At 62.4% G+C, this 17541-nt stretch carries 15 protein-coding genes and 1 pseudogene; 11 read left to right on the top strand and 5 right to left on the bottom strand.

The window, feature by feature from the left end; genetic code table 11:
- Nucleotides 1-118: 118 nt before the first annotated feature.
- From OKW37_RS39705 to OKW37_RS39695, 3 genes are all read left to right on the top strand, one after another.
- Nucleotides 119-1135 carry an IS110 family transposase gene (locus OKW37_RS39705; protein ID WP_429401829.1) on the top strand — a complete coding sequence of 339 codons (1017 nt, stop codon included), beginning with the start codon at nt 119-121 and terminating at the stop codon, nt 1133-1135.
- A 272-nt stretch (nt 1136-1407) separates the two neighbouring features.
- The gene (gene dctA, locus OKW37_RS39700) at nt 1408-2778 is read left to right on the top strand and encodes a C4-dicarboxylate transporter DctA (RefSeq protein ID WP_429354350.1); all 1371 of its coding nucleotides are present in this window, start codon (nt 1408-1410) and stop codon (nt 2776-2778) included.
- Between the two features lie 61 nt (nt 2779-2839).
- Complete coding sequence (locus OKW37_RS39695; protein ID WP_429401832.1) at nt 2840-4387, top strand: methyl-accepting chemotaxis protein; 1548 nt, start codon at nt 2840-2842, stop codon at nt 4385-4387.
- A gap of 34 nt (nt 4388-4421) precedes the next feature.
- Here the strand turns inward: OKW37_RS39695 and OKW37_RS39690 are convergent, their stop codons facing one another.
- The 4 genes and pseudogenes from OKW37_RS39690 to OKW37_RS39675 form a co-directional block, all read right to left on the bottom strand.
- Nucleotides 4422-5945, bottom strand: a complete 1524-nt coding sequence (locus OKW37_RS39690) for an ATP-binding cassette domain-containing protein (protein WP_429401834.1) — start codon at nt 5943-5945, stop codon at nt 4422-4424.
- Nucleotides 5942-6868 carry a branched-chain amino acid ABC transporter permease gene (locus OKW37_RS39685; protein ID WP_429401836.1) on the bottom strand — a complete coding sequence of 309 codons (927 nt, stop codon included), beginning with the start codon at nt 6866-6868 and terminating at the stop codon, nt 5942-5944. The genes OKW37_RS39690 and OKW37_RS39685 overlap by 4 nt, the downstream gene beginning before the upstream one ends.
- A 23-nt stretch (nt 6869-6891) precedes the next feature.
- The gene (locus OKW37_RS39680) at nt 6892-7767 is read right to left on the bottom strand and encodes a branched-chain amino acid ABC transporter permease (RefSeq protein WP_090810933.1); all 876 of its coding nucleotides are present in this window, start codon (nt 7765-7767) and stop codon (nt 6892-6894) included.
- A 91-nt stretch (nt 7768-7858) separates the two neighbouring features.
- Nucleotides 7859-9125: pseudogene (locus OKW37_RS39675) on the bottom strand (ABC transporter substrate-binding protein).
- Between the two features lie 570 nt (nt 9126-9695).
- Here OKW37_RS39675 and OKW37_RS39670 point away from each other — a divergent pair.
- The 8 genes from OKW37_RS39670 to OKW37_RS39635 all read left to right on the top strand — a co-directional run bounded on the left by OKW37_RS39670 (nt 9696) and on the right by OKW37_RS39635 (nt 16853).
- Nucleotides 9696-10952: an ABC transporter substrate-binding protein gene (locus OKW37_RS39670; protein WP_184067929.1), complete on the top strand. Its 1257-nt coding sequence runs from the start codon at nt 9696-9698 to the stop codon at nt 10950-10952.
- A gap of 40 nt (nt 10953-10992) precedes the next feature.
- Nucleotides 10993-11862, top strand: coding sequence for a carbohydrate ABC transporter permease (locus OKW37_RS39665; RefSeq protein WP_429401841.1), 870 nt, complete (start codon nt 10993-10995; stop codon nt 11860-11862).
- Nucleotides 11862-12713, top strand: coding sequence for a carbohydrate ABC transporter permease (locus OKW37_RS39660; RefSeq protein WP_429354345.1), 852 nt, complete (start codon nt 11862-11864; stop codon nt 12711-12713). The genes OKW37_RS39665 and OKW37_RS39660 overlap by 1 nt, the downstream gene beginning before the upstream one ends.
- 56 nt (nt 12714-12769) lie before the next feature.
- Nucleotides 12770-13654 carry a phosphatidylinositol-specific phospholipase C gene (locus OKW37_RS39655; RefSeq protein ID WP_429401843.1) on the top strand — a complete coding sequence of 295 codons (885 nt, stop codon included), beginning with the start codon at nt 12770-12772 and terminating at the stop codon, nt 13652-13654.
- A 1448-nt stretch (nt 13655-15102) separates the two neighbouring features.
- On the top strand, nt 15103-15846 hold the full coding sequence (phbB, locus tag OKW37_RS39650) for an acetoacetyl-CoA reductase (protein ID WP_184069596.1): 744 nt from the start codon (nt 15103-15105) through the stop codon (nt 15844-15846).
- Between the two features lie 94 nt (nt 15847-15940).
- Nucleotides 15941-16099, top strand: a complete 159-nt coding sequence (locus tag OKW37_RS39645) for a hypothetical protein (RefSeq protein WP_429354342.1) — start codon at nt 15941-15943, stop codon at nt 16097-16099.
- Between the two features lie 50 nt (nt 16100-16149).
- Nucleotides 16150-16416, top strand: coding sequence for a hypothetical protein (locus OKW37_RS39640; protein ID WP_429401845.1), 267 nt, complete (start codon nt 16150-16152; stop codon nt 16414-16416).
- Between the two features lie 182 nt (nt 16417-16598).
- The gene (locus tag OKW37_RS39635) at nt 16599-16853 is read left to right on the top strand and encodes a hypothetical protein (RefSeq protein WP_429401847.1); all 255 of its coding nucleotides are present in this window, start codon (nt 16599-16601) and stop codon (nt 16851-16853) included.
- A gap of 112 nt (nt 16854-16965) precedes the next feature.
- Here OKW37_RS39635 and OKW37_RS39630 read toward each other — a convergent pair whose 3' ends face one another.
- Entirely contained in the window at nt 16966-17343 is a 378-nt protein-coding gene (locus tag OKW37_RS39630) for a DUF3022 domain-containing protein (RefSeq protein WP_018422505.1), read from the bottom strand.
- Nucleotides 17344-17541 lie beyond the last annotated feature (198 nt).

Here is a 17541-nt window from a genome sequence, read left to right as displayed (position 1 = left end):
TCCCTCCCGCGTCGGATAGGAGAGGCAGTAGGAACGGCGGAGCCCTCGCTATACCCGACGGCATCAGAGTGCCAAAGTGGTGGTGTCAAAACGACCACTGAGGTAAGGAGGGCTCGAAATGAAGACTACGACGTTTGGCGTGGACCTGGCAAAGCGGGTCTTTCAGGTGCACTGGGTAGACATGGACACAGGCGAGATCAACCGTCGTCAGCTCAAGCGCGAACAGCTCGTGACGTTCTTCGCGAAGCAGGCGCCCGCGCTCATCGCGATGGAAGCGTGCGGCAGCGCCCATTACTGGGCACGCCGCTTCGCGAGCTTCGGTCATCAAGTCCGGCTCATTGCGCCGTCATTCGTCCGACCGTTTGTGAAGCGCAACAAGACCGATGTGGCAGACGCGCAGGCGATCTGGGAAGCTGCACAACGGCCGGAGATGCGTTTCGTCGCTGTGAAGAGCGAAGCGCAGCAAGCGGTGCTGACGCTGCACCGCGTGCGCGCACAACTGCTCAAGATGCGTCGCATGCAGATTAACCAGACGCACGGCTTGCTGTACGAGTTTGGCGCGGCAGTGCATCGCGGCTCGCACAGCATGAGCGACGCGGCCCGCATGCTCGGCGAGCTGGCCGACGCTTTGCCCGCCATGGTCATCGACACGCTTCGCGAACAACTGCAGCGTATCGAAGCGCTCACGCGCGACATCCGTGCCATTGAACACCGGCTCGCAGCATGGTTGCGCCAGGACGAAGGGGCCACGCGGCTCGCCGTCATTCCGGGTGTGGGCCTGCTCACGGCGACTGCCGCCATTGCCACCATCGGCGAGGCGAGTACGTTTCGCTCCGGGCGCGAGTTCGCCGCGTTCCTCGGTCTGGTGCCACGGCAAAGCGGCACGGGAGGTCGCGTCAAGCTGCTGGGCATCAGCAAAAGAGGCGACGTGTACTTGCGTACCTTGCTGATTCACGGCGCGCGCGCAGTGCTCTCGCATCCGAAGCACCTGAGCGACGCGCTGCAACGTTTGCTCGCGCGACGACCGTTCAATGTAGTGGTCGTCGCGCTCGCAAACAAAACGGCACGCACGATCTGGGCGCTGCTTGCCCACGCTCGAACGTACCAATCTGGTTACGTGGCTCACGCTGCGTAGAAGATCAACTAACTATGGAGACGTGGTCGCTAATAGGTTGCGCAGGTTGATATACATGTGATGGCGAAACAGGTCGGACCGCGGGGAAGCAAACCTGAATTCTGTCTTGTCCTTCGAGGACTCGCAGGAGATGAGGACTTCCCCGGCAGATTCCATCAGGGCCAGCGGATCACCATCCGCACCACAGGCCGGATATAAGTCTGCAACCTCATCCTGTCCGTCACACACCGAATATCACCTGGCAAACCGGGAGGCGTCCATATAAGACAGACATGCCAGTATCGAAAGTAACAAGAGCACTTTCCAAGCTGTACGTTCAGGTCCTCATCGGGATCGTGGCCGGTGTCCTGCTCGGCCACTTCTACCCCGAGCTCGCCTCGCAGATGAAACCGCTGGGCGACCTGTTCATCAAGCTGATCCGGATGCTGCTTGCACCGATCATCTTTGCATCGGTCGTGGTCGGGATTGCGCGCATGAACGACCTTCATCAAGCGGGCCGGGTTGGCGTGAAAGCCCTCCTGTATTTCGAACTGGCGTCGACCATTGCCCTCATAGCGGGAATGGTGGTCGTCAATGTCATCAAACCCGGCAGCGGAATGAACATCGATCCCTCGCAGATCGATGCCGCTGCGATTTCGACCTACACGCACGCGGCGCAGCAACACGGCATGCTCGACTTCTTCATGAGCATCGTTCCGAATAGCATCGTCGGGGCATTCGCCAAAGGCGAGATGCTTCCCATCATTTTCTTTTCAGTCCTGCTCGCCATCTCGCTGGCAAAGCTCGGACCTCGTGCCGCGCCATTCGTCGACATGCTCGACATGTTCCTTCAAGGAATGTTCGGCGTCGTGCGAATCGTCATGTACGTTGCTCCGATCGGCGCGTTCGGGGGCATGGCCTTCACCATCGGCAAATACGGCATCGGCACCTTGGCATCGTTCGGCGAGTTGATGCTTTGTCTGTATCTGACTTCGTTCTTTTTCGTGTTCGTCGTGCTCGGCCTCGTCATGAAAATGTGCGGGCTATCGCTGTGGAAGTTTCTCCGCTACATCAGGGACGAGATTCTGATTACGCTCGGCACGGCGTCGACGGAAGCGGTGTTGCCGCAGATGCTGATCAAGATGGAGGCGATGGGCTGCGCTCGCCCGGTGGTCGGCATGGTCTTGCCCACCGGCTACACGTTCAATGCCGATGGAACGGCGATCTATCTGACGATGGCGGCCTTGTTCATCGCCCAGGCGATGAACGTCCACCTGAGCATCTGGGACCAGTTGCTCGTGCTCGGCGTACTGCTGCTCACGTCGAAGGGTTCTGCGGGGGTGGCCGGGGCGGGATTCGTCGCACTGGCCGCGACGCTCGCCTCGATGCACAAGATTCCCGTGGAAGGCCTCGTGCTGCTGCTCGGCGTGGACCGCTTTCTCAACGAGGCGCGCGCAGTCACGAACCTGATCGGCAATGGCGTTGCCACCGTCGTCGTCGCTCGCTGGGAGGGGCAACTCGACAGGAACCTGGCGCGCGCGGTGCTGGATCGCGACAATACGCCTCACTTCCACACACCTGGTCCTGCCGCGCAACCGGCGATCCCGCCGGCACCGACGACCGAAGCCGCCGCGCTTCTCGACGGCTCGCCGAATCATCAATAGAACTGAACTTTTCCGGGTGGGTGCCGTTAATGCAGAGACACCTCACTCCACCGCATTCAGCATGAAACTGACCATCAAGTTCCGTCTTCTCGCCACACTCGCCTTGCTCGGGTTCCTGCTGACCGTGACCGGCGTGCTGGGGATCGCCGGCATGCGTGGTTCAAACCATGCCGTTGCGCAGGCGTACACGAACGACGTGGCTGCCGCAACCGCGCTCGGCAAGTCCAACCTGAACCTGACGGTAGTGCGTACCACGCTCGACCGCGTGCTGCTGCACCCGGAAGCAGCGGACAGAGCCGCGCTCATCGATAAGGCCCGCAACTATCTTGCGGTCTCCGACAAGGCCTGGAAAGAGTACCGCGCACTGCCCGTTTCCGAGGCCGAGGCGGCCTTGTCGAAGGCCGTGGCCGACGCCCGGGAAGCGATGCTGCATGGCGCACTCGAACCGATGATGGACGCGATGAGCCGTGGCGACCATGAAGCCGCCGACCACGATGCGATGGTCGTGATGCCACCGCTGTCGGCGGCTCTCACGCAGAAAACCGCGAATCTGGACAAGTTTCGCAACGAGCAGGGTAATGTGCGTTACAAGACGGCACAGGACCGCTATGACACCCTCGTGACAATTACCGGAATCGCGATCGCCGTCGGTCTTCTGACCTGCGTCACCTGCGGTTTCACGCTGCTTCGCGCAATCGCGCGCCCGATCGATATGACGGTGCGCCATGTCGAGCGACTCGCTCAGGGTGACATGTCGCAGCAATTGCGCTTCGACAGTGATGACGAAATGGGTCGCCTCGTCAGAAGCGTCGGGCAGATGCAGAAGGACATCGGCACGATGATCGGACAGATCGCGCGCGGCAGCGAGTCGATCGCATCCGCGACCCAGCAGATCTCGGCCGGCAACGCGGACCTGTCGGCGCGCACCGAGACGCAGGCGGCGTCCATCGAGGAAACGGCGGCGAGCATGGAGCAACTCACCAATGCCGTCACGGAGAACGCCGCGCACGCGCGTGAAGCGCGCGAGCTGGCCGACGCGACGAAGACGACGGCCGGTGCGGGTGCGGACGTGGTGCGTCAGGTCATCGCCGCGATGACCGACATTCACGACGGTGCGAAGAGGATGGGCGAGATCATTGGCGTGATCGAAGGCATCGCCTTTCAAACCAACATCCTTGCGTTGAATGCGGCTGTCGAGGCTGCTCGCGCCGGAGAGGAAGGACGTGGCTTTGCCGTCGTCGCTGGCGAGGTGCGCAATCTCGCCCAGCGCTCAGCGACAGCGGCGAAGGAAATCAAGGAGCTCATCGACGCGTCGACAGCCCGCGTCGCGGACGGTTCGCGCCTGGTCGGTCGGGCCGGTGAGACCATGGGCGAAGTACAGACGGCCGTCAGCCGCGTCACGTCGATCATGAGCGACATCGCGACGGCCTCGGCCGAACAGAGCGATGGCATCGAGGAAGTCAATCGGGCGATTACGCAGATGGACCAGATGTCGCAGCAAAATGCCGCGCTGGTCGAGCAGGCAGCCGCCGCGGCCGCGTCGCTGACCGAGCAGACCGGTCTGTTGACGAAGGCGGCGGGTCGATTTCGCTTTGCGTCCCTGTCCTGATGCGGCGCTATGGGCTCGCCTGCCGCTGCGGGCCTTAGCTGCGCGCGTCGCCGGAGGTCGTGGCGTCGGGCTCACCGGTAGGCGCTGCCTCGAGAAAGCCGCGCCCCATCTCAGCCTCGAAGCGCGAAGCGCTGCCCTCCCAGATGATGCGTGCATGTTCGAGCACGTAGACACGGTCCGCATGCGGCAGCGCAAACCTGACGTTCTGCTCGCCCAGCAGTACGGTAATGGGCGTGGACTTTTGCAGCGAATCCAGCGCTTTCGACAATTGCTCGAGAATCACGGGCGCGAGCCCCAGTGTCGGTTCGTCGAGAATCAGCAGCTTCGGCTGGGTCATCAGCGCGCGCGCGATCGCGAGCATTTGCTGCTCGCCGCCGGAAAGCGTGCGCGCGGTTTGGCCCTGGCGCGATTTGAGGATCGGAAAGAGATCGAACAGCCACGACAGCTGTTTGACGCGCACCGTATCGGCGAGATGATATCCGCCGAGTTCGAGATTCTCGCGTACCGTCATGTCGCCGAATAGCTCGCGCGTTTCCGGGCATTGCACGAGGCCGGCGCGCGAGATCGCGGCACCGCTGCTGCCGCGCAGATCGCGCCCGTCGAAGCGAATCGTCCCCTTGTACGGCACGAGGCCCGAGAGCGCGTTGAAAAGCGTCGTCTTGCCCGCGCCGTTCAGACCGACAACCGATACGAACTCGCCCTCGCGCACCTGCAGACTGACGTCGTCGAGTGCGCACGCCTTGTCGTAAAGCACACGCACACCGGTCACCTCGAGGATCGTGGGCCTGGCAATGCCCGCGGCTCCGGTGCGCTGGCGCAACTCCAGCTTGCTGCCCAGATAGACCCGGCGCACTGTCTCGTTCTGCATCACTTGTTCGGCGGTGCCCTCGGCGACATGCTCGCCAAGGTACATCGCGAGCACGCGGTCGGCGAGCGCGGACAGACTTTTGACGTTGTGATCGACCAGCAGCACCGCGCGGCCTTCGGCGCGAAAGCCGCGAATCAGCTCGGAAAACGCCTCCGATTCCGCCACCGTCAGTCCCGCGAACGGCTCGTCCACCAGCACGACCTGCGGGTCGCGCGCAATCGCTTTGGCCATCTCCATGCGGCGCAGATCCGCAAATGGCAGTGTCGCGGGATGCCGATGCATGACGGCGGCAAGGCCCACACGCGAGGCAATTTCCTGCGCGCGCTGGTGCACGTGCGGTTCGGCGGCCAGCTTGACGAGCGAATCAGGAAGTAGCGCGAGCTTGATGTGTTCCAGCACCGTCTGCCGATGGAGCGGCCGCGAATGCTGAAACACGATGCCCACGCCCGCGCGCGCGATCCGGTGCGGCGCCCAGCCGGCCATCTCCACGCCATTCACCTTGACCGACCCCGCGTTGGGCCGCTCGATGCCCATGATCAGCTTCATGACGGTCGACTTGCCCGAGCCGTTTGGTCCGATCAGGCCAAGAATCTCGCCGGGCCGGATGTCGAAGCCGATATCCTTCACGGCGACGAGACCGCCGAAGCGCTTGGTCAGTCCGCGTACGGAGAGCAGCGGCGTGTCGCTCATTGGCGCTCCCTCGCACGCAGCAGATTGCCGAGCAGACCGTCTGGAAAAAACAGCAGCGCCGCCAGTGCGACCGCCGCGACGACGAATGTGTTGAGCTGGCCGAGCGGGCGCAGAAACTCGCCGGCGACGATCAGGAAGATCGAGCCGAGCACCGCGCCGAGTATCGTGCGGCGTCCGCCGAGCACGGCCGCGATGATGATCTGTACTCCCACGCTGAGATCCACCACCGTGCTCACGGAGGCCGTGCCCTGGTAGAACACCAGCATCGCGCCGGCCACGCCGGAGAAAACGGCGCTGATGCAAAAGGCCACGAGCTTGTGTCGCGTGACGTTGAAACCCAGCGCCTGCGCGCCGGTCGCGTCCTGGCCGCTTGCCTGCAGGATCAGACCGACTGCCGAACGCGACAGGCCGAACAGCAGGACGGCGCAAACGATCAGGAACGCGAGCGCGATCCAGTAGTTATGGTTCGCATCGACCGACATCACGTCCGGCACCATCATGCCGATCTCGCCACCAGTTATGCCCGCAAAGATCACGATGGCGTTTTGCAGCAGCAGCACGGCCACGAGCGTAACCAGCCCGAAGTAAGGACCGCGCAACCGCAGCGCGGGCACCGCCAGCAGCAGACCGCCCACCAGCGCGACGCCGCCGCCAGCGAGCACGCAAACGGGTATGGGCAGACCCCATCTGGCGTCGAGGATCGCGGCCGAATAGGCGCCGAGTCCGATCAGGAACGTCGGCCCGAAGTTGACCTCGCCGGCAAAGCCGAACAACAGGTCCCACGACATGGCGAACACGCCGAAGTAATACGCAACCGTGAGCACGCCGAGGATGTAGCCCGAAAGCCACCACGGCAACGTCGCCGCCATCGCGACGAGCGCAACGGCGAACCATGCGCCACGCGAACGGAGAAGAACGGACATGGGGGTACGCTCCATTCGCACTGTTAGCGGCGTCCCAGGAAGCCTTGGGGTCTTACATACACCACGAGCACCAGCAGCAGCAACGCGGGCAGCGGCCGCAGGGTCGGCGCGATCAGATAGGCCGTAATGGTTTCCAGATAACCGACGACATACGCGGCCATCAGCGAACCGGACACGCTGCCGAGCCCGCCCAGCACCACAATGGAGAATGCGCTGGCCGTGAGCTGCCCCGCATTGTTGGTGCTCACGCCGAGGAACGAAGCGAGCAGCACGCCCGCGATACCGGCCAGCACCCCATAGATGCTCCACGCGAGAAGATAGATTCGGGAGAGTTCGAAACCGAGCAGCGTGAGACCACGAGGGTTCATCGAAGCCGCGAGCAGCGCCTTGCCCGCGCGCGTGCGGTTCACAAACAGCCACAACATGGCGATCACGGCCCAGCAGACCGCCGCGATCATGATTTCGTTGAACGGCACGCGCACGCTGCCGACCATCGCCACACCGCTGATCAGCGGGCGCATCGTCACCGGGTTGTCGGTGAATAGCCACGCCATGCCCTGCTGGATCATGATGCCCCACAGCAGCGTGCCGGTGAGCACGAAGATTTCCTTCTCTTCGGCGGGAATCGCGGCCGAGCGTTGAATGGGCCGCACCACCATCAGGTAGGTGACGAAGGCCGTCACGAGACCCGCCAACACGCCGAGCAGCGTGCCGAGATAGGTGCCAAGTCCCGCCTCGCCCGCGAGCATCCAGCCCATCAGCGCCGCGACCAGCATCACGCCGCCGTGCGCGAGATTCAAGATGCCGGAGACGCCGAAGATCAACGTGAAACCGATCGCGCCCAGCGCGTAGAGCGAACTGATCGCAAAGCCGTCGACGAGAATCTGCAGTAGCAACATGCCCGGCCTTTCATGTTGGTTAAGGTGTCGATGCGTGCGCTGTCCGGGCCTTCGCTACGCGCGGGTCCGGACAGTCGCGATCGTCGCGCTGCTAGTTCGCGCTTGCCTGCTGCACCTTCATGAAGGTCGGGAATTTGACCGCGCCGTTGGCAATCGACTTGGGCCAGATCGCAACCTGCTTGCCGTTTTGCCATTGCAGGTCGATGCCCGTGATATAGCCGGGCCCGTACTTCAGCGCGTGCGTGAACTGATCGCTCTTGCCGTAGAACTGCCAGCGTCCGATCGTGCCCACGTAGTCGGTTTTCTCGAGTGCGTCGACCATCTGGTCCGGATCGGTCGAGCCCTTGTTGCGCTTGATCGCGTCCGCGAGGATGTAGACGAGGTCGTAGCTCGTGAAGCCGCAATACGCCGGAGAAACGCCGAACTTCTTCTGATACTCATCCGTAAAAGGTACCGTTTTCGGCGTGATCGCCACGCCCGGCGCCGCGGCCGAGGCCGTGATCACGCCTTCCGTCGCGCCGTTCGTGTCCTTCCAGAAGCTCGTGGTCGTGGCCTGCGAGCTTTGGCCCGACATCGGGATCGGCACCTGCTGGTCGTGCCATTGCACGGTCGGCTGCACGCCAACGTGGCTGATGCCGGTGGTGATCGTATCGGGGTGCTTCGCCTCGATCTGGTTGAAGATCGGCGTGAAGTCGGAAGTGTCAGGATTGAAGCGGATGTGATCGAGCACCTGAAGTCCCGCTTTGGGCAGGCATTCGAGGTAGCGTTCGTCGAGCGGCTTGGTCCACGCCGCGTCCTCGCTCATGACGACCGTCGTTTTCATCTTGAACTGGCCGACCAGAACGTCGTGTGAGAAGTCGCAGATGGACTGTGCGATGAACGCCGACGTCATCCAGCCGTGGAACGTGTACTTGTAGTGTGTCGTAGTCGTCGTGAACGTGCTTCGAGATGTCGTTGCTAGCCGCGCCGGGAGTGATGAAGGGCATCTTCAGGCGTCCCGACCACGGCTCCATCGCGAGCGCCACTTCGCTGATGTAGCTGCCGATCACAGCGACCACCTTGTCCTGAGTCGCCGCGCGCTGGAAGGCGCGCACGCCGTCCGAAGCCGATGAATGGTCGTCGTACGCGACGATCTGGATGGGCCGGCCATCGACGCCACCGCTGGCGTTGATCTGGTCCGCGGCGAGTTGCGCCGCCTTGCTGATCGAAGCGCCCGCCACCGAGGATTCTTCGCTGATCACGCCGATCTTGATCGGCTCTGCCGCCGCATGGGCGCCTGCCGGCAGAGCCAGGCCCGCCGCTACCATCCCCGTCACGACGACGCAATGAAAGTTTCGCCACACACTGTTACTGGACATCATGCATCTCCGATTCGAAAGGATCGTTGAGCAACATTTGCCCGCCACATCGCAGCATTTGAAGAATGCGCACACAACAATATTCACGGGACTCGCGGCGCTCAATCGGTACAAACGATGACCGGGTCCCTACGGATTTCATGGTGCAGAGCGGAAAAAATTTTGCCGCCCGCGCTACCGGACGCGGTTTGTCCATAGTGAGAGCGATGGCTATGGACTGCGAGACTAGCGGCCTTCATCCTCTCGCTCATTCGTGATCCGAAGCATTGTGGCCGCATCGCTTTGCGGGGTTGGTGCGGCGGTTCAATGGACCAACCCGCGCCATGATCAGCCGAGGGCGGTCGCGGCGCGGAAACGGACCACGCGGCCAAGCGTGCCTGCGTGCGGGTCCGAACACTACCCGGCAACCTTGCTTGCTGACACATGTACGTCATGCTAGGTTGCTGCAATTCCCGCTGCCGCATCTGGCATCTATTTTTCGCAACGCTGCGCGCGATCAAAAAAAAGCGGGGTGGGTTGCTCTGGACTCATCGTACGCATACGCCTTTCCCCTGGAGGAATTCAAGAGCCATGGCTTCAATGATCCAGCGGACGACCCTGTTCGCCTGCCTGCGCGCGGCTTGCGTCGCGGCTTGCCTGTCCATCGCCGCCCTTGGTGCCCATGCCGCGGATCTCGTGATCGCGGGCCGGGACGACATCTACGGCCGCGGACTCGCGCAGGCGGTGGACGGCTACAAGAAACAGCACCCGGGCGTCGATATCGAGTTGCTGAAGCTGCCGAACAACGACCTGTATCAGAAACTGAAGCTGTCATTACGCGAAAACACGCGCGCCTATGACCTGGTGATGATGGACGACACCTGGTCCCCCGAATTCATCGCCAACGGATGGCTTCAGCCGCTGCCCGCCACGCTCGCGGATGCCGACATGGTGACGTCCACGATCTCCCTCGGACGCACGTCGACGGGAACCTTGTACGCGATGCCGATCGTCGGCAATGTCGAGATGTTCGCCTATCGCAAGGATCTGCTCGCGAGTCGCGGCCTGCAGCCGCCGCGCAGTTGGGACGACGTGCTGAAGATCGCGCAGACCATCGGCACTGCCGACAAGGACGTCTCGGGTGTCGTGTTTCGCGGCGTGAAGGGTAACCCCATCGTCACCGGTTTTCTACCGATCCTTTGGGCCTATGGCGGAGATGTCGTCGACACCAACGGCAAGGTCACGATCGATTCGCCCGAAGCGCTGGCCGCGCTGAAGATGCTGCTCGCCCTGAAGAAGTGGGCGCCGAAGGACGTCGACGTATATGGCGCCGGTGAAGTGCGAGACGCCCTGCAAGGCGGCACGGCCGCGCAGGCCATCGAAGTGTGGCCCGCCTGGCTGCCCGCGCTCGACGATCCGGCGAAGTCGCGCGTCGTCGGCCAGGTCGCGCTGCAACCGCCGCCCGGTCAGGTCAAAGGGCCGGCGCCGATGCTCGGCATCTGGCAAATGGGTATTGCGAAAGATGCGGCACATGCGAAAGTGGCGGCGGATTTCCTCGCCTATCTGACTTCGTCGGCCACGCAAACACAACTGGCCGTGCTCGGCATTCCGCCGACGCGCAAGAGCGTCTTCGTCAATCCGACGCTCGTCAAGCAGTATCGCTGGTACCCGGACCAGCTGAAGGCGCTCGAAGCGGGCCGTGCGCGGCCTCGCGTGAAAGACTGGCAGCAGATCGAGGCGATTCTCGGCGACGCGTTGCAACTCGCGCTGACGGGGCAGGCCGCGCCCGACGCAGCCTTGCATCAGGCGGCGCAGAAGATCGCCCAGGCCAACGCCGCATTGCAGTGAAAGCGGCGGTGACAGCGCAGACAAGCGTGGGAGAGAGTCGATGAGCGGGTTGCGACGTTATCTGCCGCTGATCGTCCTGATGAGCCCAGCCGCGCTCGTGCTCGGCATGCTGGCGCTCTATCCGATGGCGCGCGTGCTGATCGATTCGTTTTTCTCGGTGAATTACGCGTCGGGGCATCGCTCGTTCATCGGGCTCGCCAACTATCGATCGGTCATTGCGGACGGCGAGTTCGGCACGAGTTTCGTCAATACGATCCAGTTCATGAGCGTGGCCTCGCTCGCTGAAGTCCTGTTCGGCCTCGCGCTCGCGCTGCTGTTCGTGCGCGCGTTTCCGGGCCGGCGCATCGCCTTGCCGCTCGCCGTGCTGCCGATGATGCTCTCCACGCTCGTGTGCTCCGCCATCTGGCGCAATTGGCTCAATTACCGCGGCTTCCTGAATGCGCTGCTCACGGCGGCAGGTCTGCCGGCGGTGCCCTGGTTATCCGATCCGCACCTCGCGCTCTGGTCGCTGATGTTGGTCGATGTCTGGCAATGGACGCCGATGGCATTCCTGATCATTCTCGCGGGGCTGCAGTCGATTCCGCCTGAAATCGCCGAGGCGGCCCGCATCGACGGCGCGAACGAATGGCAGTGCCTGCGATACATCACGCTGCCGCTCGTTGCACCCCACGTCGCCCTCGCGATGCTGCTGCGCTCGATCGACACCTTCAAGCTGTTCGACAAGGTGTACGCATTGACGGGCGGCGGTCCGGGCAATGCCACGCAAACGCTGTCGACGTACATCTACGACACGGGTTTCCGGTTCTTCAACGTAGGACCCGCCAGCGCGGCTTCGGTACTGATGCTGCTCACGTGCGCGGTGCTGGTCTCGGGATACATATGGAAATCGGCCGTCAAGCGCGACCGTTGATGCCTCTCGCACGCTTGCAGGGTTTAGCGCGACGCTCGTCCGCTGCCGCGGTGCGAGGGCTGTTGCGGATCGCTGCGCTGGCGGTGTTGCTGCTGCCGTGCATATGGATGGCTGGCGCGGCCTTCACGCCGACGCTGGAACGCCTCGCCCATCCGCTCGCGTTGTGGCCTTCGGCGCCCACGTTCGAGCATTTCGCGGCGGTGTGGGAAAGCGGCATGGCCCAGTCGGTGCTGAACTCCGTGTGGGTCGCGCCAGGCGCCACGTTGCTCGCGCTCGCGCTGGCTTTTCCGGCCGCTTATGCCCTCGCGCGGCTTGCATTTCCCGCGCGCCTCGATCTGCTGTTCCTGCTGCTCGTGCTGGCACTGAAGCTGATGCCGCCGATTACGGTGGCCGTACCGCTGTTTTCGCTGGCCAAGTGGCTCCATCTGCTCGATTCGCTGTTTGGGCTGATACTCGCCTATCAGCTGTACGCGCTGCCGATGGCGATCTGGATGTTGCTGCCGTTCGTGCGCGACGTGCCGATCGAATTCGAGGAGGCCGCGGCGCTCGACGGCGCGAACCTCGCGCAGCGCATCGTCTTCATCGTCGTGCCGCTGTGCGCGCCTGGTCTCGTTGCCACCGCCATCTTCGTGTTCATCATCGCGTGGAACGAGTTTCTGCTGGCGCTGTTGTTCGTCTCGTCGCCGAGTCATTTCACGCTGCCGCTCGCCATGGCGGGTTATGTGACCGAGAACGGCATCGACTGGGGTGAACTGATGAGCGCGGGGCTGATTTCGTCGGTGCCGACGCTTCTGCTCGCGGGCTATGTGCAGCGCTATCTGCTGCAGGGCTTTTCGGGCGGGTTGAAGTAGGGGCTCCGACTTCACGCCGCCGCTGCAGCAGACGCTTTGCTTATCCAGAGGTTTTCTTGCGCCCTGCCCTGACTGATCACACCGTTTCGCCGGCTGACTGGATGTCGGCCATCGATGGCAGCCGCTTGCTGTCCGCACTGACCTTGCCGGGCAGCCACGACACCTGCGCCTACACGATCGATGACCGGCTCGCGCGCACGCAGCATGCCACGCTCGACGATCAGTTGCACCATGGCGTGCGGGTCCTCGACATCCGCTGCCGCCATGTGCGTGATCGCTTCGCGATTCATCACGGCGGCATCTCGCTGGGCCTGACTTTCGACGATGTGGTGCGGACATGCGCTCAGTTTCTCGCGCTTCACCGCGGCGAATGTATCGTCATGTCCGTCAAGGACGAATGGCCCGCGCGCGACTGCGCCCGCGCATTTGCCGCGACCTTCGAATGGTATGTGGAAAAACATGCGGATGTGCGCTGGCACCTTGCTTCCGGGCGGCCGCTGCTGGAGGCGGTACGCGGGAGCATCGTGCTACTGCGGCGCTTCGCGAGTGAAGAGCCGCTCGGCATCGACCTGACAGTCTGGCCCGAGAACGCGACGTTCGATATCGACGTCGTGCCCACGCCATTCACCATTCAGGACGAGTTTCGCGTGCCGGTGCCGACATCGATCGCTTACAAATGGCGCGCCATCGATTCACTGTTGAACCTCGCCCCCGCTCTGTGCGGCGAGCGGTGGGTCATCAACTTTTGCAGCGGCACGGGGATGGCGGCGGCGCCGGTCGTCGTGGCGTGTGGCGATACACGGCATCGCGGCATTCACGAGCAACTTGCGGAGCGACTCGCGGCTCGTCCGGAACCATGCGGCACGCTGATGCTCGACTTTTGCGACTGGCAGGACTGGCGCCTCGTTGATGCGTTGATCGACTGCAACTGGAGCCGATAAGGTTTCGCTGCGGGTATGACGTTGCCCGCGAACGTCAGCGTGGTTCCTTGTTTGCCCGAGGCTGCCGCGGTGGCGGCTTCGATTCTTGTCCGCGTTGCGCCGGTTCACGCGTACAGGCGTCCGGCGGCGTGACATAAGGAACGTCGTCGCGGCAACAGGCATAGATCGGAAACCCAAACGCGTTCGTGCCGACGATGGTCGTTGGCCCGTGCAGCGGGCACACCGCCTTCATGGCGCCCCCTTGAAACTCATCGATCAATCGCTTCCATCTTACGCTCGCGTGCGAACGGTGTTCCATGTGCGCCTGCGTTGCCCTTCGAAATCCGGCCCCGTTCACCGCTGCCGACACGCATTCGCTATGCGTGCCGCGCCGCAGCGTTCGCCATTCTCTACAGCACGCGCCGCGGACGAGCGACGCTCCTTGGGCAGCCGCCCCTCGTGCAGCGAGCCGGCCGGGCCCAGGCAGAAGTGTCTGACAGCGTCGGCTGAATTGTCATTTTCTTGCATGACATGCAATGATGCATCCGGTGGTGCTCACTGCAGTGTCCTGTCATTTGGGACATTTTCGTGACATTGTTGGGGTGCTCCGCGAAGCAATCGGAGAGCGCACTCATCATCGCTGGCCATGCGCGTCCTTCGTTCGGACGTTCGAACGTCGACTTAGCTCGACTATCTCCTCTGATAGCCGACCTTTCGGAATAAGGGTATTTACCTAGCCCTTCTTCTCAAAAATTTAACAATTTGAAGTTAGAATGAACCTTCTAACATCGATTGTTATGTCATTTCATGACAGTTGAAATCCAGGGCGAAGCATCCGGTCAGCGGCACGGCCGGACTGACGAGGGTTATGGCCAACCGATCGGCCGCGACCCGATTATGGACACCGTGTCGTCATTCGACTGTTGAATACCGACGATCAGAAGTGCGATCCGGGCCGAACTGGTTTTGTGGTGTTTATTCAGTCTTACTAATAATACTTTTGCTCTGGAATCGTTTCCGACTGACATTCAGCACATTCATTGCGCATGTCGTCTCCGGGGCAAGCGGGTTCGAAATCAATCGAGGGAGAAGCAATGAGAGACCTTTCGTCCGAAGTTTTGCTGAAATTCTGCCGAACGAATGCGTCGATTTTTCTTTCGCTCGCCAGCGAAGCGTTTGAAGGGCACAGAAACTCGCCGCCCTGAACCGGCAGGCGAGCAACACCATTCGGGGCATCTGGAATCTTTGAGCAGTGCGCCGGCGCGGCATATCGCCGCGAGCTGACGCACCCGGCTCCATTCGCGCAATACCACAAGCCTATAAAAACCCGCGCAGTTCAATCAATGCCGTAGCCGTTCCTCCCTCGACGCTGGAGGCGGCAGCGCATTGTGGCAAAACAATGGCGGGTATGCGAGACCGCCATTGGGTATTCACGATCCTCGCAGACGTTACGATCACGGATGGAAAGGATGACGAAACGAATCGTAGTAGTAACGGGCGGCATGGGCGGCCTGGGAGAAGCGATCAGTACGAAACTGCACGACGCAGGGTATGCGGTGGTAGTCACGCACTCGCCGAACAACACCGGTGCGGACAAATGGCTGGCTGACATGGAAACTCAGGGCCGGAGCTTCCGCGCTTACCCGGTCGACGTGGCCGACTACGACTCATGCCAGCGTTGCGCGGACAAGATTCGGGCGGAGGTCGGCCCGGTCGACATCCTAGTCAACAACGCGGGGATCACCCAGGACATGACTCTCAGGAAGATGGACAAGGTGAACTGGGATGCGGTCATTCGCACGAACCTCGATTCGGTCTTCAACATGACCAAGCCGCTGTGCGAAGAGATGGTCGCACGAGGCTGGGGGCGCATCGTCAATATTTCGTCCGTCAACGGTTCAAAAGGCTCGGTCGGCCAGACCAACTACGCCGCGGCCAAGGCCGGCATGCACGGCTTCACCAAGTCGCTAGCACTGGAAGTGGCGCGCAAAGGGGTCACCGTCAACACGATTTCGCCGGGCTACCTGGCCACCAGGATGGTCACCGCGATTCCGCAGGAGATCCTCGATACGAAGGTCCTGCCGCATATCCCGATGGGACGGCTCGGCAAGCCCGAGGAAGTCGCGGCGCTCGTGCTCTATCTCTGCTCGGACGATGCCGGCTTCGTGACCGGCTCCAATATCGCGATCAACGGTGGCCAGCACATGCAGTAACGCGACACACCGCGCCGGTACGCCCCGGAACATCGGACGAAGCGGCGTGAACCATTCACGCAACACCCCTGTGCTTCCATGAGAGGAACGTGTCATGAGTGAGACCTGGATGGGCCTGATCATTGGGGGCTCGGCCCTCGGCATCGCAATGCTGATGGTGATTGATCACTATCGCCGTGAGCGCAGACGGGCACGACTGCTACGACAGCTGGATCATCATGAGTGGTGGCATCAACCGCGCGGGCGAATGTAGATGCATCGTCCGTGCCAATAACAAATCAGATACATCGAGAGGGCTGAAGAATGACACCGGAAACCACCGGACAACTAAAGGCCACAGGCCATCAGATTACGGTTCGTACGAGGCGCGGCTGCATGCGGGTCGCCGCAGTGTGGCAGGTATTGATGCCGGTCGCAGATGCCATCGAGGACGTACGGATTACGAGCAACCGTAAACGTGACGTCGAAGACATGACGATCGCATTTGCCGACAGGTTCTCCGGATCGCTGCACACCGTTCTCAGGCAGTTCGAGACGATGCCGTGGGTGGCCGCCGCGGAGCTTTGCTGAACACCGGGGCCGTGCCGCTTGCAATGGGTCGCGTCGCCACGCGCGCCACGCGCGCGTCATGCTACCTGGCCCGCCAGGTAGCTGGCGGGCGGGCGCCCCGCATGGGTTGTTTGGCACGAACCGGCCAATTGAAGCCGGACGTATACGACCGGACCCAGCCGGTCACCACCTGAGAGAAGTGGATGAAAACAACAATCAGGAAAGGGCCCCCGAACAGGGAGAGCCCCTATACACCCCTGACCGCTGGAGATGCGATTTCCCATCTCGAACGGATCCTGTCCTCCGATGGCGCGGATTCGTTGTTCAGCCGGACCTACTGGCGCGCGCGTGTTCAGCAGGTGAGCGCTACTCAAGGACTGACTCCGCAGCAGCAGGCAAGGCTCGTGAAGTTGCTCGAGTCGCTCCCGCCCCCGATCCCGAGCGAAGAATCGTGCTAGTCACTTTTCGACCTCGCTACATCGTGGAGATTCGGGCGCAACTCGATTGGCAGGCGGCCGCCGGCTCGGACAGCCAATCGCCAAGCCGCGGACGTACGCCGTCCGCGATGGATCAGAGCTGATCGTCGACATCCAGCAGCCGATCCTCCACCTGCAGGTCTTCGGCGCACTCTCCCCGCAAGGGCAACTCACCGCCTTCCGCTCGGAGTCGATCGCGGACCATTTGGCAGAGGCGTTCGCGCACGAGGATACGTTGTGCCGTGTCCATCTGCGCGTAACGCTGAATCTGCGAATCCGAAAAGTGGAGTGTGAGCACGCATCGCGCATCCAGCGTCGTGTCGCCATGTGACTCGACGACCCAGGAGGCCTGGATGAAGAACGTCCGGCCGTCGTCGTAGCTGCTGATCGCGGGCGCCTTCGGCGACTCGAATAGTGTGGAAAGAGCCAGTTCGATTTCTTCGACGCGCTGGTTCAGATCGATGTCTTTCATTGAAAGTCCTCCTTGTGGTCGAGGGCCCGGTTGCATGGCATCGGGCGTCGTCGTGACCGCGGGGTCGCTCGACGCTGCGCCCGAGTCGCCCGCTGGCACGACGGCGCTCGCGTGTCCGCACTATGCGTGCCGGCTTTGCGCCTGGCCCCGCCGAATTGATGAATCGATGAATACGCGAGCAAGAACTGTGTCCGGCTG

Origin of the sequence: Paraburkholderia sp. MM5482-R2, from assembly GCF_050436125.1 — a bacterium.
GTDB classification, from domain to species: Bacteria; Pseudomonadota; Gammaproteobacteria; order Burkholderiales; family Burkholderiaceae; genus Paraburkholderia; species Paraburkholderia tuberum.
Note: the sequence above shows the minus strand (reverse complement) of the source record. Positions and strands in the feature narration are given on the sequence as shown.